The organism is Pseudoalteromonas sp. XMcav1-K (assembly GCF_044005875.1).
Classification (GTDB): domain Bacteria; phylum Pseudomonadota; class Gammaproteobacteria; order Enterobacterales; family Alteromonadaceae; genus Pseudoalteromonas; species Pseudoalteromonas spongiae.
In genome coordinates this window covers 158,651-179,725 of the sequence record NZ_JBIPJE010000043.1, presented here as the reverse complement: position 1 = coordinate 179,725, position 21,075 = coordinate 158,651, and the positions used below count along the sequence as shown (strand labels likewise).

Genomic DNA, 21,075 nt, shown 5'->3' with positions numbered 1-21,075 from the left:
ACATAACGCCCCAATAAGAAGCTAAAAATCAGTTGGTTATACTTTAGCGAGGTACGAGCGACAAACCAACTGTTTTTTGTCCTACTACTTTATTGGTTTGTTATATGCCTATTGCTGAACACTTTCAAAATTAGATATTTCAAACAGTTTATTACCAAGTGTTACCAAATCAGTTAAATTCCTGCGTTCTGTATTTGAATAAGGCGACCAAAGGCAAGTTTCTGAGTAATTATTTCCATTTTTGGGCTTGAAGCACCATGTTGAACCATCCATTCCACGAGAAATATCATTTTTTATGGTAGCTTGAACTGATCTATAAAGATCTTTAATCATTAAAGCGGTGTTTGGATCCAGCTTTGCTTTAGAGTCATGCTTCACTGTCGTTCTTGAGGGTTGTTTTACTGAAACAACCTCTAAATACTCAGAAATCAAATAGCTTGTTTTATCAAAGCAAAATTTAAAGTTATAACTTCCACGGAATGATGTAACAACACTTAACTCAAATAGTTTACCGTGAAAAGCTCCATTAACAGAGCAATTCGGTGAGGTAGCCGAAATGGCATTGAAGCTAAAGAAAATTAAAAATGCTAAAAGTAGTCTCATATATCAAAAGGCATATAACGCATTAAATTTGGGGCAGTTGTGAGCGTTTTGCCGAAGGCAGCGAGTTACTGTCCCACCAAGATTTGTTGTTATGTGCCACTAACACCCAGAAAGTTCCAATTTTTTTCGGTACCTGTTTAAAATACCTCTAGCGGAACTCAAAGTTTGCTCTGCTTCAGCCTGTCTAGAAGAGTTGTATTCATTGTGATTAACTTTATATTCAAATATCTCTATACCTGAACATATAAGTACAACATTGAGAGCTATAACTACTTCGAGGTCACCTTTTTCCAAGTTTTCAACCGAGCTAACCTGAGAAGCAAAATCAATACTTGTTTTTGTAATTTCACTTGCGAGTAATTTTTGTTGGAACTGATACGCATAGATTCCAAATAGAACTGCGCTAGCAAGCACACCAACAAAAAAAGCAATGCATATTTTAAGATTCATATTTACTAACTTCCATGTGGCGCATAACGCCCTGTTAAGGTGTGAGCAACGCAATACCAATGCTACCGAATACCACTTTAAACACTAAAAGCAATGCATAGTAAAAATGCCACGTGTTGCGAATCACTCTTAAACAGTTTGTTATGTGAATTTTTTGTCCATTACAGCTTCGATCGCAGACTCTAGATCTTCTTCAGTGAGAAACTCTAATGACGATATCTCGGCCAATACCTCTTCCTGTATCAATTTCAGCGTACGCTCCTTATTTTTATTTAGCCATGGACTCATAAAGATAGGCATTTTTTCATCAACCCACTTTTCTGATTTCAAGAATGTAGTTCTATCTGGAGCTAAATATTCTTTTACTTCCTTTTCAATTTTTTCATAGTCAATAATTACATCTAACTCACGGCCTGATACGGGATCTAGGCAATAACTCTCACAGAGTTCAGCATTTGTATAAGTATCTGATATGTTAAATATATATTTAAATAGGCCGAATAATTCAACGTAACCAATAACCTTGTTATTTTTCGCACACAGAGACACTATATGCGTAGGGATATTATCTGAACGATCTACAACGATATCTTCATCGTAGTAAGGACCAAAACATTGGGGGGCATTGGAGACAGATAAATAGTCATATATATTTTGGGCAGTATCTTTTTCTAAACCAACTTCAATTGAATACAGATACATCATTTTTGCGATTGAACGACCTACCTCTGCTCCCGCTAAATCAAAGCTAAATGTAGTATCTAGTCCGTCTTTAGCGCATAAAGTCTCTTTATACTCTATGCTAGAAATGTCTGCTTTGTACTTATTCTTACTGCACAATGACTTAATTATTTTTTTCGCTTCTTTTGGGTTGTTAGATTTAACTGTAATTTTTATTTCATTTTCATTTATGTCTTGCTCCGAAAACTCTGGCTTTCTCGGTTGAAACCGGCCATCAGGTGAGATGACATTTTGTTGGCCATCCTTATTCTTCAGTAGCAAATTCGGAACATCCCCGCGCTCTCTGGTTATCCCAAAGAAAACACAAAGAGAAGAAAATTGATTGCATAATACTGCATCCCATCTATTTCCAGATTTAGAGTTACAGTTCCTACAGATCAACTTATTACTAGACAGTCTTCCACCAATTGCGTTAGGAATTATGTGTTCTAAGCTTCCAGCTTCCCCTTCACAACCATCGAATACACCATCCAACAAGCATATGGCCATTTTGCACCTTCTATCTTAATAAATTTACATAACGCCGCAAATAACGGGCTTAAAAAGTTTGGCTAAAAAAGCGAGGCACGAGCGGAGCCAAGCTTTTTAAGTCCATTTCGTTGATTTGCTTGTTAGGTGTTTTTCGCACCATATTTTTCGTAAGCAAGATCATTTGCAAACACATCCAACTGGACTATGAAATCAACTTCATCTGACCAGTCACCATTTTTTAGTTCGTACCATTCATCAGTTGCTGGCTCAAAATGATTATCTGCGTATGGCAGATCAACTTGACCGCCTCCGACTTTATCCACGACAACAGTATTGTCACTGAATGTATTAACAACACCAAAGAAAGTGTCGAACTTTATATTTTCATTTTCGTCTATGTGTTTAAGAGACACTAAGAGAACTTTATTGTGCAGATCTATCATAGACACCTAACAGTTTATTAAGAGGCAAGTTGCCTCTTTTTCTACCGCAACATCGCCTTTTTATCTTCAAGCCAATTTATAACATTTGTAATAAACATTTACTAGTCATAAACTTAGCTGAATAACTCTTCATAGTTAACTGGTAAAAAGAGGCAAATTGCCTGTTAATTTGATTAAGGAGGAAAAACTGCAATACTGTATATAATTACAGTAAAATAAAAGTCAGTTCTTATGAAAACACGTTCTCCATTTTTAAATTTAGTCATTGAGGAAATGCATTCTAAAAGATATGCAAAACAAACAATCGAATCATATATTCATTGGATAGCTGCCTATATTAATTTTCACAATAAACGTCATCCAGCTTCAATGGGAGATACCGAAGTTGAAACGTTTTTAAACTACTTAACAGTACAACGAAATCTTGCAGCAAATACACAAGCACTTGCTCTAAATGCTATTGTCTTTATGTATCGGCACATTATTAAACAGTCGCTTTCGATAAAATTAAATTTTATTAAGAGTAATCGCCAACAAAAGCTTCCATCCATTTTAAGTCGTGAAGAAGTTCGCTTGTTACTTTCAAATTTAACTAAGCGGAATTATTTAGTTGCGAGTTTAATGTATGGCAGTGGCTTAAGAAGTAGAGAAGTGGTTAACTTGAGAATTCAGGACATTGATTTTGATTATCTCTGTGTGCGTATTTGGAACGGTAAAGGAAACAAGCACCGCATAGTCACACTTGCTAGAGAGCTTATTCCTTTATTAAGGAATCAGATAATTCAAGTCAATGAGTATTTAAAACGCGATTTAAACAACAAACTATTTGCAGGGGTATGGATGCCAACTGCCCTTGCTAAAAAATACCCTACAGCCAATAAGTCACTCGCGTGGCAGTTTTTGTTTCCCTCTTATAAGTTAAGTGCTAACCCAGAAACAGGCGAAATAAGACGTCATCATTTTGATGTAAGTTGTATTCGTAAAACAATAAAACAAGCTGCTAAACAATCTGGCTTTATAAAGCTTGTAACACCACACACATTACGGCACTCCTTCGCGACTCACCTACTGCAAAGTGGTGCAGATATTCGTACTGTTCAAGCACAATTGGGGCACAGTGATGTGCGCACCACACAAATTTATACGCATGTTTTACAACAAGGAGCGAACGGTGTGATTAGTCCCTTGTCGCATTTGTAAAAATTTAGCTTTGTAGCAACTAACCAAAAAACCAATAGCACACACCAATGGCTGTTAAAATTCCAGCGAAATCTGCAGCTAAACCACAACCCACCGCATGGCGAGTATGCTTAATGCCAACTGCACCAAAATACACAGCTAAAACATAAAAAGTGGTTTCGGTTGAACCTTGAATGGTGGATGCTAAACGCCCTGCGAATGAATCTGCACCATGGGTATTCATGGTTTCTAACATCATTGCCCGCGCGCCAGAGCCTGAAAGTGGCTTCATAAAAGCGGTTGGCATGGCATCTACAAATTGTGTATCACCGCCAAGCGTAATCACTACAGTACGCAGCCAATCCAATACATAATCAAGCGCCCCGCTCGCTCTAAATACGCCAATGGCACACAACATAGCTAATAAATATGGGATGAGAGAAATAGATAGCTCGAACCCTTGTTTGGCACCTGTAATAAAGCTGTCGTACACATCTATTTTTTTAATACTTGCCCAACATAAACACACAATAATAAACGCGAATATTAAAAAGTTACTGAAAATCGCGGAGTGCGTTTGCATTAGCTCTGTGGTGAGGTTCATAAAATACAAAATAAGTGCCATCACAATGGCTACTAACCCACCAAGGTATAGCAGCACAACAGTATTAAACAGTTTAATTCGTTGAATGGCGCACGTAACGAGCAAACCAACAAAGGTTGAAGCAAAGGTTGCTAATAAAATGGGAATAAACACATCGGTTGGGCTGGCCGCGCCTTGCTGTGCACGATACACAAATACCGCTATCGGAAATAGCGTTACTGAGCTGGTGTTTAATACTAAAAACAGTATTTGCGCATTGGTTGCGGTATCAGGCGTTTTGTTAAGTGATTGCAGATCATGCATGGCTTTAATGCCCATTGGCGTTGCTGCATTATCAAGGCCCAGTAAATTAGCGCTTAAATTCATGGTAATTGAGCCAAACGCTGGGTGTCCTTTTGGCACGCCGGGCATTAAGCGGGTAAATAGTGGCGATAAGCCTTTGGCAAGCACATCTACCATGCCGCCGCGCTCGGCAATTTTCATTACCCCTAACCAAAAACACAGCGCGCCAATTAAGCCTATAGCAATTTCAACGGATACTTTGGCCATGCTAAATAGAGCTTGCACCAACCTTTCAAATACTAAGCCGTCACCGCCTATCCACGTAGCTAATGCAGACACAAACGCGATAATGAAAAATGAAAGCCAAATTTTGTTAAGCATAATCAGATTATTATTATTTTGAATGCTGCTTAGTGTGCCACATTTCCTGTATTATTGTCGCAATTCCCCTTACATGGCAGATAAAAAGTGCATTCTAATATTTATATTCCACAAACGTTTATTGATGATGTTGAAAGCTATATTCCAAATCACCTCTCAATAGATGATTACCTCGCCTCATGTAAGAAGCCACTTAGAACGGCCGTTCGCGTAAATACCAAAAAAATGTCAGTTGACAGTTTTAAACAGTACGCGCAACAAAACGACTGGCAAATAACGCAAGTGCCATGGTGTGAAAATGGCTTTTGGCTAGAACGCCCTGAAAACCAACAATCACTTTCACTGGGTAATACCGATATTCACTTATCTGGTTGTATTTACGTGCAAGAAGCCAGCTCAATGATGCCTGTTACCGCCCTGTTAGATGGTAACGACTTAAGTGATAGCTGTGTGCTTGATATGGCAGCAGCTCCCGGCAGTAAATCAACTCAAATTGCCGAAGCCCTTTCAAGCGACGGTGTATTAGTTGCCAATGAGTATTCGAGTTCGCGTATTAAGTCATTAAGTGCCAATATGCAGCGTTTAGGTATTAGCAACTGTGCCCTTTCGCATTTTGACGCCAGTATTTTTGGTCAGTATATGGAACAGAGCTTTGACCATATTCTGCTTGATGCACCATGCTCAGGCGAAGGCACTATTCGTAAAGACGAGAATGCATTAAAAAATTGGTCTATTGAATCTAATATTGAAATTGCCGATGTACAAAAACGCCTAATAGAAAGTGCGTTTTATGCGTTAAAAACCGGTGGCACGCTAGTTTATTCAACCTGCACCTTAACGCCACTTGAAAACCAAGCGGTATGCCAATATTTACTCACCACATTTGCCGACCATATTGAGGTAGTGCCGCTAACTCACCTATTTGAAAATGTGAAAGACTCGGCAACCGATGAGGGTTACTTACATATTTGGCCGCAAATTTACGATACCGAAGGTTTTTTTGTTGCCAAGTTTGTTAAAAAATCCCATGTGCCACAGCCTGAGCCTAAAGTTAAAAAAGGCGCTTTTCCATTTACTGCTGCCGATAAAAAAACAACCGAGCAATTTAACCAAATAATCAAAAAGCAATTTGGTATGAAACCGCTTGCAGGCGAGCTTTGGCAACGCGAGCAAGAGCTTTGGTTGTTCCCTAGCAATATAGACTCGGTAATAGACAAAATTAAATACAGTCGCATTGGAATTTTGCTTGGTAAGGTGCATAAAAATGGCATTCGATTACAGCATGAATTTGCAACTTGCTTTGGCGCTGAAGGCCTTAAAAACACCCATAAACTGTCAGTTTCAGAGGCTTGTGACTACTTTCAAGGAAAAGATATTAAATTAGCACAAGTTACTAGCGCGAAAGACGAGGTATTACTTTTGTTAAACGATACTTGCGTTGGCTTAGGTAAATGGCAAAAGAACAAAATCAAAAATGGCTTACCACGTGAGTTAGTTCGGGATAGTCGGTTGATAACTTGGGAATAACTCAATGAAAACTTGTTAACAATTTTTTAAACAATTTATAACCAATTGTTTTTTGTGAGTTTATTTTTTGAGCAAAAATTTCCTTTTTTTGATTAATTTAACTACAATTATTAATACTTTTTCACTTCTCCCTATGAAATGATCAAGTTTGTAAGTTAGCGCACGGCTCATTAAATGAGCCATTCCCCTAAGCCCAGGACAATGTGGATTGGTCCTGGGCGATTTTTATTGGGCGTTTGTAAAAGCGCAACAAACTTGGCTTAAGCCCCGTATTTTGCAACTTTTCAGCGGTATTGAAGGTTAAAATCGGGGCTTAATTTAACTTTTCTCTTTTAGATCAAATTCTGTAATGTTTCCATCACCGTGTAATAGCTGGTAGTGGGTCAGTCGTTCGTTGTCTAAACACACCAAACTAATTGCCGAATCACTCACTAAATGCTTTGTTGATTGTTTATGGCGGTGTTTATGCACCTTCATTTGCCAACGTTTGGTAAAGAAATTAAGCGGGCTACTTGGATGGTACAAAATGCTATCTAAGGTGTTTAATTTGCTGAGCAAAGATTTAGGAAATTCATTTTTAATGCCGCTGGCAGTCAATTGCCAAATACGGTTATCACGATTTGAAAAACGGCTTTGCACCGAAAAACAAAACGAATAATGCACATCACCTGACAAAATAAGCGTTTCAATTGGCGTATCTGCGCGTTTGAATATTTGCATTAATTTTCGCGCCGCCCCTTCGTGGGCCATCCAGTTTTCCACATCAACTAATAATGGTTGACCACAAAAGTTAAAAATCGCTTGAATCGCTTCAATTGATTTAACACCAAACACCGGCGCTGGTGAGATTAAAATAACCTCCTCAAGTCCTGTCATATTATCGTCAAGCTCGACCAATTGTTCCCAATCTAATAAACCTGACGGTTCGTTAAAATCGGTTTCATTACGCCAGCGGTGTGTTCGGGTGTCGAGCGCAATAATTTTAGGTTGAGTATCAAGGGTGTAATGCCATCTATCAAATGCCAATATTTGATTATCAAATTGCTTTAAATGACGATACTGGGTGGTTATTTGCTCATCTAGTGCATTTAACAGCGCCTTGGTATATTCGCCGCCATCGTTACCCACGCCTTGGAATACTAAATAACTTATCAGGCCGTTAGCAATAATGCGTTTACTTATCGGATTTGAATAAACTGCCTGCTCCCATCCTGCCGTTAAATTCCAATCATCGGTGACATCGTGATCGTCAAACATGGTGATATGAGAAATATTAGCAAATAGCCTTTCAACTTCGGGCAAACCATCAACAAAGTCGATTAAGTTTTGTTTTTCTTGTAAAAATGTATTGCTGTGTTTTTGATTATTCGATTCGAATGTTAAATCATCTAACCCAACTAACTGCCAACACGCTGCACTCGTTGTTAATAAATAAAGCGCAAAAAATTCTTCAAGATGCACCAAGTGGTTATGCGATTTTAAACTGGTAAAGTGTTCTAAATCTTGGCGCAACCAATAGCCAAACTCTAGTTTAGAGCGCTCATGCCATTTGGTTATCGGTAAAATGGTATCGCGTGTATAAAGCGTATGTTTAGCATCAGCCTGAAGTTCGTCAATCAGGTTAGGCTCTTTAAACAGCTTTAGCTGGTGGATTAACTGTTCAATCGCTAATAACATAGGGCCCGCAACATCATCGGCGTATATCTGATCGCCCGACATCACCAGTAAACTTGGTTCTGGCTCACTATTTTTGCGTTTACTTACCAAAAAATGGCTTGCGGTTATAAGCGCGTCTTTTGATTCATGATGAGGGTTACGACACGAGCCATGCAAAATGCTACTAAGCTGTTTAGCAATAACAAAGCTGCACGATGATTGGCCATCAAGATAAAACGCCGACAAGTCAACGGGCGCATTGTTGTATTCTAATTGATACGAAATTAGCGTATCAACCACAAACCCTTTAGTCGATGTGCTATTTAAAAAGTAAAAGTGGCAAAAACAGTGTTCGCCAAGTGCTAAAATTTGTTGGGTTTGTTCAAATTCGCCAAGCGCCTGTGCATTCACTTTAAACGGCGCTTGCTGGGAACTTACAATAAATAACGTGACCTGTCTCGGTTCTGCTCGCCGGATCATAGGTCCTGTTAACAGAATAGGCAGTGTCACGCAGTTATCCTGTTTACTTGGCTAGTTTAAAGAGGTCGTAAAAGTTATCTGTCGTTGCCTTTGCAAGCTCTTTAAACGATAACTTTTTAAGATCCGCAATAAAGTACGCAACATCTTCAACATATGCAGGTTGATTAGTTTTACCACGATGCGGTACTGGCGCTAAATAAGGCGAGTCCGTTTCAATTAACAAACGGTCAAGCGGAATTTTTTCTACCACTTCGCGCAGCGCTGCGGCGTTTCTAAAGGTTACAATGCCCGAAATAGAAATATAAAAACCTAGATCTAGCGCTTGCTTTGCCATTTCCCAATCTTCAGTAAAGCAATGCAATACGCCACCGCAGTTTTGTGCGTTGTGGGCGCGCATAATATCAAGGGTATCTTGCTTTGCATCGCGGGTATGAATGATTAACGGCTTGTTTAATTCATTGGCAACATCAATATGCCCTGCAAATGAATCTTGTTGTACTTGGTGCGTGTCTTTACTGTAGTAGTAATCAAGACCTGTTTCACCAATCGCCACTACTTTGTCGTGCGTTGCAAGCTCAACTAAACGTGCTTTATCAAGTACGTCTTTTTGGTCTAGCGGGTGTACACCACAACTAACTGACACATCGGGATACGCTTTAACCTTTTCCAACATACTTGGAAATTGATCTAAGGTTACCGACACACATAAAAAGTGCTCTACACTTTTAGCGCGGGCGTTTTCTAATACTTGGTCAAGAGAAAGACCAAGCTCATCAAAATTAAGTCTGTCTAAATGACAGTGAGAATCTACAATCACAAAAAATCCATAAACTACATGGTATAAGTGGGATCGCTAGAGTTTAACATACCGCCTAGCATTTTTTCGATTTTATCGCGCACTTGGCTCTTATCATCGATAAAGCTCACACCAACACCCGGAGGGTTTGAGTTTTGGCTACCTTGTGGTGTGATCCACACGACTTCACCGGTAATAACATCTTCTTCAAGTGCATCTGGCAAGCTAATGCGCAATGCTAATGGTTGAGACATTTCAAATTGCATATTGGTGCGTACAAATAAGCCACCTGTTTTTAAATAAGGCATGTAGCTCTTGTACAATTCACGTGTATCTTCAAAATCGACTAGTAATTCTTGCAAAATAATGTCCTATTTATAAATAACTTAATTGTTTTAACAGCTGGTTTAACTGCAACGATAAATTAAGTCCTTTAACTTCTTTAAACTTATGCGCAAAACTGAGCAATGCTTGATTTTTTTCTTGATAGCGTTTTACATCAAGCGTATTACTGAGTAGCTCAGTTTGCAATTTTTGTGCGCAAAATTGCGCAAATATATCTATATAATCAGTGTTTTGGTTAAAAAGTTCAAGCAATTGCTTATGACATGATTGTAACGTTTGCTGCTGAGATAACTGATACAAAGATTCAACGGCACTTAGTTGCCCGTCTTCTTGCCATTGCTTTAAACATAACGGCCTATGTAAAAACGCATTAACCCAAGGTTGTGTGGCATCAATGCCTAAATCACCAATAAACTGTTTTGCTTGATTGGCGTCTACCGTTAACGTAATTTTGAAACAACGGCTTAAAATTGTTGCTGGTAGTGGCGTATTGGGATCACTTAGCAGTACCAAATAGCGATTAGCGTTGGGCTCTTCTAAGGTTTTTAACAGTGCATTACTTGCTGATAAGGTTAAAGCATGGGCATCTTTCACAATAACCACTTTATTGCCTTGGAAGCTTGCTGTACTAACAAAAAAATCGCTGATCGCACGCACTTGTTCAACGCTAATGCTATCTTTTTCAGCACTGACCAACATAAAATCTGGGTTTGTTTGGCTTTTATTTAAGGTACATGCTTTACAAACCCCACATGCTTGCGTGCCGTTAGACATACACAATAAATCTAACGCCAGCTGATATGCTAAATCGAAACTACCAACGCCCTCTTTTCCAAGTAGCAATAGGCCATGATGCAACTGCCCCGTAGCGCCTAATTGCTGAAGCTGTTGGTAATTATGTTGAAGCCAGCTTGGGATCACGCATTCGCTCCGTCAATAAACTGCTTAAGTGCTTTTTCAATGTGCTTGTGAACAGTTTCCATTGGTAAGCTGGCATCAATAGTAACAATTGAACTATCGTTTTTTGCGGCGTTTAAATACACTTCGCGAGTACGTTCAAAAAAGCTTAATTGTTCAAGTTCAATACGGTCTAGCTCACCACGATTGGCAGCGCGCGCTAATCCAATCTTTGGATCGATATCAAGGTATAAGGTTAAATCAGGCTTAAGCTCGCCCAACACAATATCCGCCAACGCTTCAAGTTTGTGTTTATCGATTTCACGGCCACCACCTTGGTATGCTTGCGATGATAAATCGTGTCTATCGCCTAATACCCAGTCGCCGCGATTAAGCGCAGGATTGATAACATTTTCAACCAATTGCGAACGTGCTGCGTACATTAACAGTAATTCAGTTGCATCACTTACTTTCTCTTCGTGCGTTGCTTTCACTAAACTGCGCAGCGATTCAGCAAGCGGTGTACCACCGGGTTCCCGGGTATTAACAAATTTAACCTGCGCGTCATGTAATACGCGCTGACACACTGCAATTGCAGACGATTTACCAGCCCCTTCTAGGCCTTCAATAACAACAAATTTACCGTTCATTTTTTTAAAATATATTTCCTAACTGCTGCATTATGCTCAGCTAATGTTTTAGAGAAATGGTGTTTACCATCTCCTGATGCAACAAAATAATAAAAATCAGAGTATCGTGGATTTAAAGTCGCGTAAATAGCCTGCTCTGATGGCATGGCAATGGGTGTTGGCGGCAATCCATTAATACGATACGTATTATAATCGGTGTAACGTTTTAAATGCTCTTTTTTAATATCACCTTGATATTCATCCCCTAAACCGTAAATCACGGTCGGATCGGTTTGTAAGCGCATGCCCTTATGAAGACGATTTACAAATACCGAGGCAATTAAATCACGCTCTGCATTGTGGCCTGATTCTTTCTCAATGATCGATGCCAGAATAAGTGCATCGTATTTTGATTTAAGTGGTACTGAGGTATCACGGGTTTGCCATGCGATATCTAAGGTATTAGCCATTTTTTCATAGGCGCGATTTAAAATATCTAACTGGCTATCGCCAGCAGAATAATGATACGTATCTGGGTAAAACCACCCTTCAGGATTAGTTTGATTAATGCCCCACATGCTGAGTGTAGTTCGCAACGATTGCTCTGACACCAATTCTAAATACGGTGCGTCTTTAAAACTGGCTAATACCTGTTTAAAGGTTGAACCTTCGACAATAGTAAACGCAAATTGATGATCGCGCCCTTTATTCATCTTTGAAATTAACGATAGAAAAGACTGCGACTCAATTAAGTACATGCCTTGTTTTAATTCCACTAACTGAGGGTTTATTTTGGCGTATACCTTGAGCCAAAAGCAGTCGTTTATCCAACCATTTGCTTTAAATGTGCGGCACATTGCGTTAACGCCCGTACCTGCCTTTACTTGATAAAGTGTTGGTTCAGAAATGCTAATTTGTGTCGCTTGTAACTGCTTAAGCTGAATACCCACAAAGGCAACCGCTGCAATTAAGGTCGTAAATAAAAACGCAAACGCTCGAATCATAATGCTTGCTCGTTTAAAAATTGAAGTGCGTTTTCAAGGCTGTAGTAATGTGTATCAAGGCGTGTAATTGGTACGATTCCCATTAAGCTATTACAACAAAATAAGTTATCTGCGTTGTAGCAGTCGCTTAGAGACACAGTATCAAATTTAATATCGATATGCTTCGCTAAATGCGCTAAATAAACACCAAACACACCCGATTTGTCGAGTTTTGGGGTAATTAACTGGCCATTTTTTACGAGCAAAATATTTGCAACCGTGGTTTCAATGACTTCATGGTTACAGTTAAGCAAAAGCCCCTCGCTAACACCTTTTTGTTGTAATTCTTGCTTTGCTAACACCTGCTCCAAACGGTTAAGGGTTTTTAACCCTGCGAGTAAGGGGTTAATTGCCAATTGCGTTGATAAGGTATCGAGGGCGATGCCCTGTTGTTTGAGCGTTAAATAATTCTCTGGAAAATCAGAAGTGTAAATATAAACCTGCGGCGCTTGCACGGTAGGCAGTTGATAACCCCGACCACCCTGACCACGACTGATAATGACTTTGATAACCGCCAGAGAATGGCCGTTTGCAAGCGCATTTATTTGGTTTTCAATAGCTGATAAATCAACATTATCAAAATACAAACGCGCCACACAGCGCGCTAGCCGTGCTAAATGCTGTTCTAACAAACACGGTTTGCCATTTTCTACTTTAATGGTAGTGAAAAAGCCATCGCCATATTGCAATGCTCGGTCGTTAGAGGCGACAGTTTGAGTTTGGCTATTTTTTATTATTGTTATATCCATACACACAAAAAAGCCTAGGAAATCCTAGGCTTTTATTCGCAATTCGATTTCTGCTAACGATTATATCTTCTTAAATAATAAAGAGCCATTAGTTCCACCGAAGCCAAATGAATTACACAGTGCGTAATCCAATTTCGCATCGCGCGCGGTGTGCGCAACGTAATCTAAATCACAACCTTCACTTGGGTTATCAAGGTTGATTGTTGGTGTTACTTTTTGGTCACGAAGCGATAAGATCGTTACGATTGATTCAACAGAACCTGCAGCACCAAGTAGGTGACCCATCATTGATTTAGTTGAGCTAACTAGCACATCACTTGCTGCAGCGCCGTAAATAGACTTAACCGCGTTGGTTTCAGCAATATCACCTGCCGGCGTTGATGTACCGTGTGCGTTGATGTAACCCACTTGCTCAGCATTAATGCCTGCGTCATTTAGTGCGTTTTTCATCGCTAACGCCGCGCCTGCGCCGTCTTCTGGTGGAGACGTCATGTGATACGCATCGCCACTCATACCAAAGCCTACAAGCTCAGCATAAATTTTTGCGCCACGCGCTTTTGCGTGTTCGTATTCTTCTAGTACGATTACACCTGCACCGTCTGCAAGTACGAAACCGTCACGGTCTTTATCCCACGGACGCGATGCCGCTTGTGGGTCATCGTTGCGTGTTGAAAGCGCGCGTGCTGAGCTAAAACCGCCCATACCGATTGGTGTTGATGCTTTTTCTGCACCACCTGCAACCATTGCATCTGCATCACCGTAGGCGATCATACGTGCTGCATGACCAATATTGTGAAGACCTGTCGTACACGCCGTAACTATCGAAATATTTGGACCTTTTAGGCCGTGCATAATCGATAAATGACCTGAAATCATATTGATAATGGTTGAAGGCACGTAAAACGGTGATAATTTGCGAGGGCCACTGTTAAGTAATTTAACATGGTTTTCTTCGATAAGTGTTAGACCACCAATACCTGAACCCACAGCGACACCAATGCGCTCAGCATTTTCTTCAGTTACTTCTAAACCTGAATCTTTAAATGCTTGTACACCAGCAGCAATACCGTATTGAATGAATAAATCCATTTTTTTGGTATCTTTTTTCGCCATATAAAGTGTTGGGTCAAAATCTTTTACAAGACCCGCGAATTTAGTACCAAAATCAGACGTATCAAAATGGTCGATTAAACCAATGCCACTTTGACCCGCTAATAAACCTTGCCATGTTGAATCAACATCATTACCTAGTGGGGTTAACATACCTAGGCCAGTAACCACTACTCGACGTTTAGCCACAGTCATCTCCAAAATATATTAGGTGCAGATAATACAAAAGCCCTAATGAGGGCTTTTGAAAAACTAAAGGCAGCTGGAATGCTGCCTTTAATGTCTATGCTTTAATTACTCAGCGTGAGCAGTAACGTAATCGATAGCTGCTTGAACTGTAGTGATCTTCTCAGCTTCTTCGTCTGGGATCTCAGTGTCAAACTCTTCTTCTAGAGCCATTACTAGTTCTACAGTGTCTAGTGAATCAGCGCCTAAATCATCAACAAATGATGCTTCTGCTTTTACTTCTTCTTCTTGAACACCTAGTTGCTCTACGATGATTTTTTGAACACGTTCTTGGATGTTGCTCATTCTTGTTTCCTTAATTAAAAAACGCTTTTGCGTTATTTTTCAGATTGCGGCGTAGTTTACGCTGCAAAATTTTATGATTCAAGATTCATTTCGATTTTTATTATCTGGTCGAACCTCATAAATCTAAAACTAACCTTTTATCGCCTACTTTCACCGCAATTTCAACCCTAAATTTCACTATTTCGCCGAAATTACGATTGCGTGACGACTTAGATCATGTACATACCGCCGTTTACATGTAATGTTTCGCCGGTTACGTACGCAGCTGCGTCAGATGCTAAATAAGCCACTGCTGCTGCAATTTCGTTCGGTTGACCTAAACGGTTCGCAGGTACGTTAGCAAGCGTTGCTGCTTTTTGGTCATCTGTTAGCTCGTCAGTCATATCTGTTTGGATAAAACCAGGCGCTACTACGTTAACCGTAATGCCACGAGAAGCCACTTCACGCGCCATAGATTTAGAAAAACCGATTACGCCCGCTTTTGCTGCTGCATAGTTAGCTTGACCTGCATTACCCATAGTGCCAACCACTGAACCAATATTGATAATACGGCCATTTTTCTTTTTCATCATTGGACGTAATACCGCTTTTGATAAACGGAAGATTGACGATAAGTTAGTGTCGATAATGTCATCCCACTCGCTGTCTTTCATACGCATAAGTAGGTTGTCACGAGTAATACCCGCATTATTTACTAATACATCAATATCGCCTAAGTCAGCTTTTACAGCCGCTAATGTCGCTTCAATTGACTCAGCGTCTGTTACGTTAAGTGCATAACCTTTGCCGTTTTCACCTAAGTAATCACTGATTTTACCTGCACCACCTTCGCTTGTTGCAGTACCCGCAACTTTAGCACCTAGCGATACCAGTGTTTCAGCAATTGATTTACCAATACCACGGCTTGCACCGGTTACTAGTACTACTTTGCCTTCTAAAGAGAATAAGTTACTCATAAAATTTTCCGTAAATTATGCGTCTAAAACGCTAGAAAGAGTGTTTAAATCGTTAACTGCAGCGCAACTTACCGATTTATCAATACGTTTTGCAAGACCCGTTAATACTTTACCTGGACCAAACTCATAAGTCGTTGTTAAGCCATCTTGCGCTAATTTTTGTACTGTTTCAGTCCAACGAACTGGGCTGTAAAGTTGACGCACTAATGCATCTTTAATTGCTTCGCTTGCAGTTTCAGTAGCCACGTCAACATTATTAATCACCGAGATTTCAGGTGTATTAAATGTAATCGCTTCTAAATCAGCTGCTAACTTGTCAGCTGCTGGCTTCATTAATGCACAGTGTGACGGCACGCTTACAGCTAGCGGCAATGCACGCTTTGCACCTGCTTCTTTACACAGTTCCCCTGCACGCTCTACTGCTGCTTTTTGACCAGCAATAACAACTTGACCAGGTGAGTTAAAGTTTACTGGCGATACTACTTCGCCTTGCGCTGCATCTTCACATGCTTTTGCAATTGCATCATCGGCTAGACCAATAATTGCGTACATTGCGCCAGTACCCGCTGGTACTGCTTCTTGCATATAAAGGCCACGTTTTTCAACAAGCTTTACTGCTTCTGAAAGTGAAATAACGCCAGCACAAACTAATGCTGAGTATTCACCTAAGCTGTGACCAGCCATCGCACTTGGCTTTTCGCCACCTGCTTCAATAAAGTGACGATAAATAGCCACACTTGACGTTAATAGCGCAGGTTGAGTACGGTGCGTTTCATTTAATGATTCTGCTGGACCATTTAGCACAAGTGCTGCTAAATCGTAACCAAGTGCGTCACTTGCTTCGGCAAAGGTTGCTTTAACAACATCTGATTCTGCAAGTAGTTCAGCCAGCATGCCCACAGTTTGTGAACCTTGGCCTGGGAATAAAATCGCTGTGTTATTTGACATAGTTTCTTCTTCTATAACAAAACAAAACCAGCATTTGCTGGTTAGAAAATTCTTTTGGTGGTGAAAGTGCCGCTATTTATTACACGGTGAACAAAGTGGATCATTTTCCTCATTGTCCAACGCGAGTTGTTGCCCTTTCAGCGCAGCAAATCGCGCTGCTATTTTCTCAGGAAGTTGCTTTTCAACCTCCCGCACGGCTTCGTTTATCGCCGCCAAAAATGCCGGCGATTTTGCATTACCGTGACTTTTAACCACAATACCGCGTAATCCTACCAAACTTGCACCGTTATACTGGTCGGGGTTCATCTTTTTATAGAGTTTTTTTAGCACTGGAAACATTAAAAGTGCTGCGGCGCGGTAAAAAATGCTTTTTTTGAGGGTTTTATTGAGTTTATGAATGATCATTTTGGCAATTCCCTCACAGGTTTTCAATGCAATATTGCCAACAAAGCCGTCACATACAATAACATCGGCCTTACCTTTAAAAATGTCGGTGCCTTCACAATAACCAATGTAGTTAAGTGCATTTGATTGTTCAAACAACTCCGACGCGCGTTTGATATCTTCATGACCTTTAATATCTTCTGCGCCGATATTAAGTAACCCTACAGTCGGGTTTTCAATGCCTTGCGATTGTTCGGCAACCACACTGCCCATTACGGCAAAATCAAACAATGTTTCTGGATCCGCTGTAACATTAGCCCCTAAATCCAATAAATAAACTGGTTTAGGTTTTTCAGTTGGAACCGAACTGATTAATGCAGGTCGACTAATGCCCGGCAGCATTTTCAAGATACAATACGCCATTGCAAACAGTGCACCAGTATTACCGGCAGACACACATGCTTGTGCTTCTCCTGATTTAACTAAATCAAGGGCTTTTCGCATTGAGGAATCTTTTTTACAGCGTAACGCTGTGGATGGTTTATCGTCGTTATTAACGACTTCGCTACAATGTTTAATCTGTAATCGAGGGTGTTGCAAAGCGTCGAGCTTTTCAAGCTCTGTGCGAATGAGGGTTTCGTTACCGCATAATATCAGGGTGATATTATCGTGCGAGTTTACAGCTTCAATTGCTGCAGGCAACGAAGAACGGGGGCCGTAATCGCCCCCCATTATATCTAACGCTATGGTTAGATTAGACATCAAAATAGCTCTATTAAGAAACTACTTTTTCGCCTTTGTAGTAACCGTCTGCAGTTACGTGGTGACGACGGTGCGTTTCACCTGATACTGGATCAACTGTTAGAGTTGGACCATTGATCGCATCGTGTGAACGACGCATACCACGCTTAGAGCGAGACTTCTTGCTTTTTTGTACAGCCATTGCCTTATCTCCTAAGAATCTTTCTTAAGTTGTTTCAAAATTTCAAATGGATTTGGTTTGTCATCTTCTGCTTCTATTTCACCAAAGCTCAAAGGCTTTTCTGAAAATCTGCAATGAGACTCTTCATGCATCGGTACTATTGGGATGGCTAACATTAATTCATCTTCAACAAGTTGATGTAAATTAATTTCACCTTCCTCATCCATCTCTACCACATCATAACATGACGGTAGATGCTCAGATGACTTACCTATACCTATTGGCGAATAAGCAAAGTCTAGTTCCAAATCCAACCCTAACTCTTCATTACAGCGCTGACAAATAGTTGTAATGTTGGCGTTGGCATGGCCTTCAACAACACTAATTCCCTGTTCGTCTTTTCTGAAATGAATCTTAACTTCGACCTCACCCTCGTTCCGTACAACTACATCGAGTAATCGAGGAAGTTGCTCGAACAACACAATACCGTCATAAGTGACCTGTTTTTGTGCGGTTCGTATAGGATCAAGCGTGATCGGAATCTTCACCTTTTGCATAGGGGCTGCATCATATAGATTGTTAGACTTAGAGTCAAAATAAAATTCAACTTTCCTTTGCATTTAGCGCAATTGAATCCTATTCTGCGCAAAAAGTAAGTATTCGATGAAAATTATCATGAAAACCCCGTTTATTTTAGCGTCAAGTTCGCCGTTTCGAAAATCAATTTTAGAAAAAATTTTACCGGTATTTGAGAGCTTTTCACCTAATATTGATGAATCGCCAAAAGCCAACGAAAGTGTGATTGAATTGGTTGAGCGATTAGCACTTGAAAAAGCCAAAACAGCGCTTCAATTTTATAAACAAGGTGTGGTGATTGGTTCTGATCAAGTTGCCATATTTGAAACGCCAAATAACAAAGTACAAATACTCGGAAAACCACATACACGCGATAACGCAATTAAGCAACTTTCGTTATTTTCAGGTAATAAAGTGCGTTTTATCACCTCACTTGCCGTGTTTGATATTGCAACTAATAACACCTTAGTAACTCACGACACCACCGATGTGTACTTTAAAACCTTGCGCCAAGCTCAAATTGAACAATACATAGATAAAGAACAACCTTTGAATTGCGCGGGCAGCTTTAAATCGGAGGGGTTAGGTATTGTGTTGTTTGATAAGATCTTAGGTGAGGATCCCAACTCCCTTGTGGGTCTGCCGTTAATTAAGCTAACCAACCTGCTTGCACAAATAGGTATTGACCCACTGGAATTAAAATAAATCGACTAGCTGCTCGAACTGATCGATGATCGCGACTGGCGCATAAGGCTCTAATTGAGAAACCGGATGTGCGCCAAAGCTAACACCAATAGAGGCTACCTTGGCATTTTGAGCCATTGCCAAGTCCATGCTGGTATCGCCTATCATTACAGCCTTATTAGCAGCTATATTGAGTTCGCTACAAATTTCCAAAATCATTTCTGGTGATGGTTTAGAGGCGCACTCACACGCGGTACGTGTCGCTTTAAAAAATGAACTTAGCTGAGTTTCGTGCATTAAACGGTCAAGCCCCTTGCGACTTTTGCCCGTCGCCACAGCCAATGTATAACCTTTGTTTTTTAATGCCGTTAAACATTCAAACACATGGGGAAACAACGTCGATGGCGTATCGTCTTCTGAGACATACACCTCTTTATATGATTGCGCTAACTCAAACGTTGCACTTGGTTCATTAAAAAGCTTCTCAATTGCCACCTCTAAACTAAGACCAATAATTTGACGAATAGCATCATCACTTGGCCTTGTTAACTGGTGACGATCTGCAACAAGCTTTACCGTATTCACAATTTTTGGCACGGTATCCATAATGGTACCGTCCCAATCAAAAATGATAAGTGCTTTCGCTGTCATCTATGCTTCTTCACGTAGTGTTTTGATGCAGTTCTTTAACTGATTATCCAATGGTGCTTCAACACGTATCGACTCTTCTGTTTTAGGGTGAATAAAGGTAAGGTCATGTGCGTGTAAAAATAGGCGATTTAAGCCTTTTTTCTTCATTTCACTATCAAACTCAGCAACACCATATTTGTCATCGCAGGCAATTGGGTGACCTTTACATTGCGTATGTACACGAATTTGATGGGTTCTACCCGTTACTGGTGATGCTTGCACTAACGTCGCAAATTGACCAAAACGCTCTAAAACACGAAAACGGGTTTGGCTCGGCTTACCTTCTGCCTCGTCTACGCGTACTACTCGCTCACCCGACTGCAAGGTATTTTTACGAAGTGGCTCAGTAACATTCTTGATTTTGCTTGCCCAGCTACCTGTAACCAGTGCCCAGTAATTTTTTTCCATGGTTTTTTCACGCAGTTGTTCATGTAACCCACGTAATACCGAACGCTTTTTAGAAACGAGTAAACAGCCTGACGTATCGCGGTCTAGTCGATGAACCAGTTCAAGATTACGTTCATCTGGACGAATGCTACGCAGTGCTTCGATTAAGCCATAACTTAAGCCACTGCCACCATGAACAGCCATACCTGATGGCTTATTTAGTACCATAAGGTATTTATCTTCAAATAAAATTGCGTCTTCAAGCTTTGCAATTTTATCTAAATTTTTAGGTACAAACTCTTGTTTCTCTGCCACTTTAACTGGCGGAATACGTACCACATCACCCGCTTGTAGCTTATAAACTGGCTTAATGCGTTTTTTATTTACACGCACTTCGCCTTTACGCAAAATTCGGTAAATTGCACTTTTTGGCACCCCTTTTAAAGCGGTAATTAAAAAGTTATCAATTCGTTGCCCATGGTTGCCTTCATCGATGTCAACAAATTGGACCTGATTTTTTTGCTGTTCTGACATTGCCTAATCACTGATTTGAGTAATAATTTAGTTGCGAAGCGTCCATATTTAATGGGATAATCGCGCTTGAAATTGAC

General features: G+C 40.2%; 24 protein-coding genes. 3 read left to right on the top strand and 21 right to left on the bottom strand.

Annotated features, from left to right (window positions below; all coding sequences use genetic code 11):
* Nucleotides 1-108: 108 nt before the first annotated feature.
* From ACHSBP_RS11120 to ACHSBP_RS11105, 4 genes are all read right to left on the bottom strand, one after another.
* Complete coding sequence (locus ACHSBP_RS11120) at nt 109-603, bottom strand: hypothetical protein (protein WP_395388864.1); 495 nt, start codon at nt 601-603, stop codon at nt 109-111.
* A gap of 99 nt (nt 604-702) precedes the next feature.
* Entirely contained in the window at nt 703-1,053 is a 351-nt protein-coding gene (locus tag ACHSBP_RS11115) for a hypothetical protein (RefSeq protein ID WP_395388863.1), read from the bottom strand.
* Nucleotides 1,054-1,194: 141 nt separating this feature from the next.
* Nucleotides 1,195-2,283, bottom strand: coding sequence for an HNH endonuclease (locus ACHSBP_RS11110; protein ID WP_395388862.1), 1,089 nt, complete (start codon nt 2,281-2,283; stop codon nt 1,195-1,197).
* A gap of 122 nt (nt 2,284-2,405) precedes the next feature.
* Nucleotides 2,406-2,678, bottom strand: coding sequence for a hypothetical protein (locus ACHSBP_RS11105; RefSeq protein ID WP_395388861.1), 273 nt, complete (start codon nt 2,676-2,678; stop codon nt 2,406-2,408).
* Between the two features lie 261 nt (nt 2,679-2,939).
* On the opposite strand from ACHSBP_RS11105, the gene ACHSBP_RS11100 reads away from it, so the two are divergent.
* Nucleotides 2,940-3,908 carry an integron integrase gene (locus ACHSBP_RS11100; protein ID WP_010559968.1) on the top strand — a complete coding sequence of 323 codons (969 nt, stop codon included), beginning with the start codon at nt 2,940-2,942 and terminating at the stop codon, nt 3,906-3,908.
* Between the two features lie 19 nt (nt 3,909-3,927).
* Here the strand turns inward: ACHSBP_RS11100 and ACHSBP_RS11095 are convergent, their stop codons facing one another.
* Nucleotides 3,928-5,154, bottom strand: a complete 1,227-nt coding sequence (locus ACHSBP_RS11095; protein ID WP_010559967.1) for a nucleoside recognition domain-containing protein — start codon at nt 5,152-5,154, stop codon at nt 3,928-3,930.
* 87 nt (nt 5,155-5,241) lie between these two features.
* On the opposite strand from ACHSBP_RS11095, the gene rsmF reads away from it, so the two are divergent.
* Nucleotides 5,242-6,681: a 16S rRNA (cytosine(1407)-C(5))-methyltransferase RsmF gene (gene rsmF / locus ACHSBP_RS11090; RefSeq protein ID WP_395388860.1), complete on the top strand. Its 1,440-nt coding sequence runs from the start codon at nt 5,242-5,244 to the stop codon at nt 6,679-6,681.
* A gap of 318 nt (nt 6,682-6,999) precedes the next feature.
* Here the strand turns inward: rsmF and ACHSBP_RS11085 are convergent, their stop codons facing one another.
* The 14 genes from ACHSBP_RS11085 to yceD form a co-directional block, all read right to left on the bottom strand.
* The gene (locus ACHSBP_RS11085) at nt 7,000-8,817 is read right to left on the bottom strand and encodes an alkaline phosphatase D family protein (protein ID WP_051320890.1); all 1,818 of its coding nucleotides are present in this window, start codon (nt 8,815-8,817) and stop codon (nt 7,000-7,002) included.
* A 43-nt stretch (nt 8,818-8,860) separates the two neighbouring features.
* Nucleotides 8,861-9,634: a TatD family hydrolase gene (locus ACHSBP_RS11080; protein ID WP_010559964.1), complete on the bottom strand. Its 774-nt coding sequence runs from the start codon at nt 9,632-9,634 to the stop codon at nt 8,861-8,863.
* 14 nt (nt 9,635-9,648) lie between these two features.
* Nucleotides 9,649-9,975, bottom strand: coding sequence for a PilZ domain-containing protein (locus ACHSBP_RS11075; protein WP_010559963.1), 327 nt, complete (start codon nt 9,973-9,975; stop codon nt 9,649-9,651).
* Between the two features lie 13 nt (nt 9,976-9,988).
* Complete coding sequence (locus ACHSBP_RS11070; RefSeq protein ID WP_010559962.1) at nt 9,989-10,879, bottom strand: DNA polymerase III subunit delta'; 891 nt, start codon at nt 10,877-10,879, stop codon at nt 9,989-9,991.
* Entirely contained in the window at nt 10,876-11,505 is a 630-nt protein-coding gene (gene tmk, locus ACHSBP_RS11065; RefSeq protein WP_395388858.1) for a dTMP kinase, read from the bottom strand. Before tmk ends, ACHSBP_RS11070 begins: the two co-directional genes overlap by 4 nt.
* The gene (mltG, locus tag ACHSBP_RS11060) at nt 11,502-12,488 is read right to left on the bottom strand and encodes an endolytic transglycosylase MltG (protein ID WP_010559960.1); all 987 of its coding nucleotides are present in this window, start codon (nt 12,486-12,488) and stop codon (nt 11,502-11,504) included. Before mltG ends, tmk begins: the two co-directional genes overlap by 4 nt.
* On the bottom strand, nt 12,485-13,276 hold the full coding sequence (gene pabC, locus ACHSBP_RS11055) for an aminodeoxychorismate lyase (RefSeq protein WP_395388857.1): 792 nt from the start codon (nt 13,274-13,276) through the stop codon (nt 12,485-12,487). The genes mltG and pabC overlap by 4 nt, the downstream gene beginning before the upstream one ends.
* A gap of 60 nt (nt 13,277-13,336) precedes the next feature.
* The gene (gene fabF / locus ACHSBP_RS11050; protein WP_010559958.1) at nt 13,337-14,575 is read right to left on the bottom strand and encodes a beta-ketoacyl-ACP synthase II; all 1,239 of its coding nucleotides are present in this window, start codon (nt 14,573-14,575) and stop codon (nt 13,337-13,339) included.
* A 105-nt stretch (nt 14,576-14,680) separates the two neighbouring features.
* A complete protein-coding gene (gene acpP, locus ACHSBP_RS11045; protein WP_010559957.1) occupies nt 14,681-14,917 on the bottom strand; it encodes an acyl carrier protein in 237 nt (78 codons plus the stop codon).
* 209 nt (nt 14,918-15,126) lie between these two features.
* Entirely contained in the window at nt 15,127-15,873 is a 747-nt protein-coding gene (gene fabG / locus ACHSBP_RS11040; RefSeq protein ID WP_054981042.1) for a 3-oxoacyl-ACP reductase FabG, read from the bottom strand.
* 15 nt (nt 15,874-15,888) lie between these two features.
* Nucleotides 15,889-16,821 (bottom strand): ACP S-malonyltransferase, encoded by a 933-nt coding sequence (gene fabD / locus ACHSBP_RS11035; RefSeq protein WP_010559955.1) that lies wholly within the window; start codon nt 16,819-16,821, stop codon nt 15,889-15,891.
* Nucleotides 16,822-16,893: 72 nt separating this feature from the next.
* A complete protein-coding gene (gene plsX / locus ACHSBP_RS11030; protein ID WP_051320891.1) occupies nt 16,894-17,970 on the bottom strand; it encodes a phosphate acyltransferase PlsX in 1,077 nt (358 codons plus the stop codon).
* A gap of 10 nt (nt 17,971-17,980) precedes the next feature.
* Complete coding sequence (gene rpmF, locus ACHSBP_RS11025; RefSeq protein ID WP_010559953.1) at nt 17,981-18,148, bottom strand: 50S ribosomal protein L32; 168 nt, start codon at nt 18,146-18,148, stop codon at nt 17,981-17,983.
* 11 nt (nt 18,149-18,159) lie between these two features.
* Nucleotides 18,160-18,684 (bottom strand): 23S rRNA accumulation protein YceD, encoded by a 525-nt coding sequence (gene yceD / locus ACHSBP_RS11020; RefSeq protein ID WP_040641640.1) that lies wholly within the window; start codon nt 18,682-18,684, stop codon nt 18,160-18,162.
* Nucleotides 18,685-18,802: 118 nt separating this feature from the next.
* Here yceD and ACHSBP_RS11015 point away from each other — a divergent pair, with 118 nt between their 5' ends.
* Nucleotides 18,803-19,408, top strand: coding sequence for a Maf family protein (locus ACHSBP_RS11015; protein ID WP_395388855.1), 606 nt, complete (start codon nt 18,803-18,805; stop codon nt 19,406-19,408).
* Here ACHSBP_RS11015 and ACHSBP_RS11010 read toward each other — a convergent pair.
* Both ACHSBP_RS11010 and rluC read right to left on the bottom strand, forming a co-directional pair.
* Nucleotides 19,400-20,038, bottom strand: coding sequence for an HAD-IIIA family hydrolase (locus ACHSBP_RS11010; RefSeq protein WP_395388854.1), 639 nt, complete (start codon nt 20,036-20,038; stop codon nt 19,400-19,402). The two genes, ACHSBP_RS11015 and ACHSBP_RS11010, sit on opposite strands and share 9 nt — an antisense overlap.
* The gene (gene rluC, locus ACHSBP_RS11005) at nt 20,039-20,998 is read right to left on the bottom strand and encodes a 23S rRNA pseudouridine(955/2504/2580) synthase RluC (RefSeq protein WP_395388852.1); all 960 of its coding nucleotides are present in this window, start codon (nt 20,996-20,998) and stop codon (nt 20,039-20,041) included. It abuts the gene before it with no gap.
* Nucleotides 20,999-21,075 lie beyond the last annotated feature (77 nt).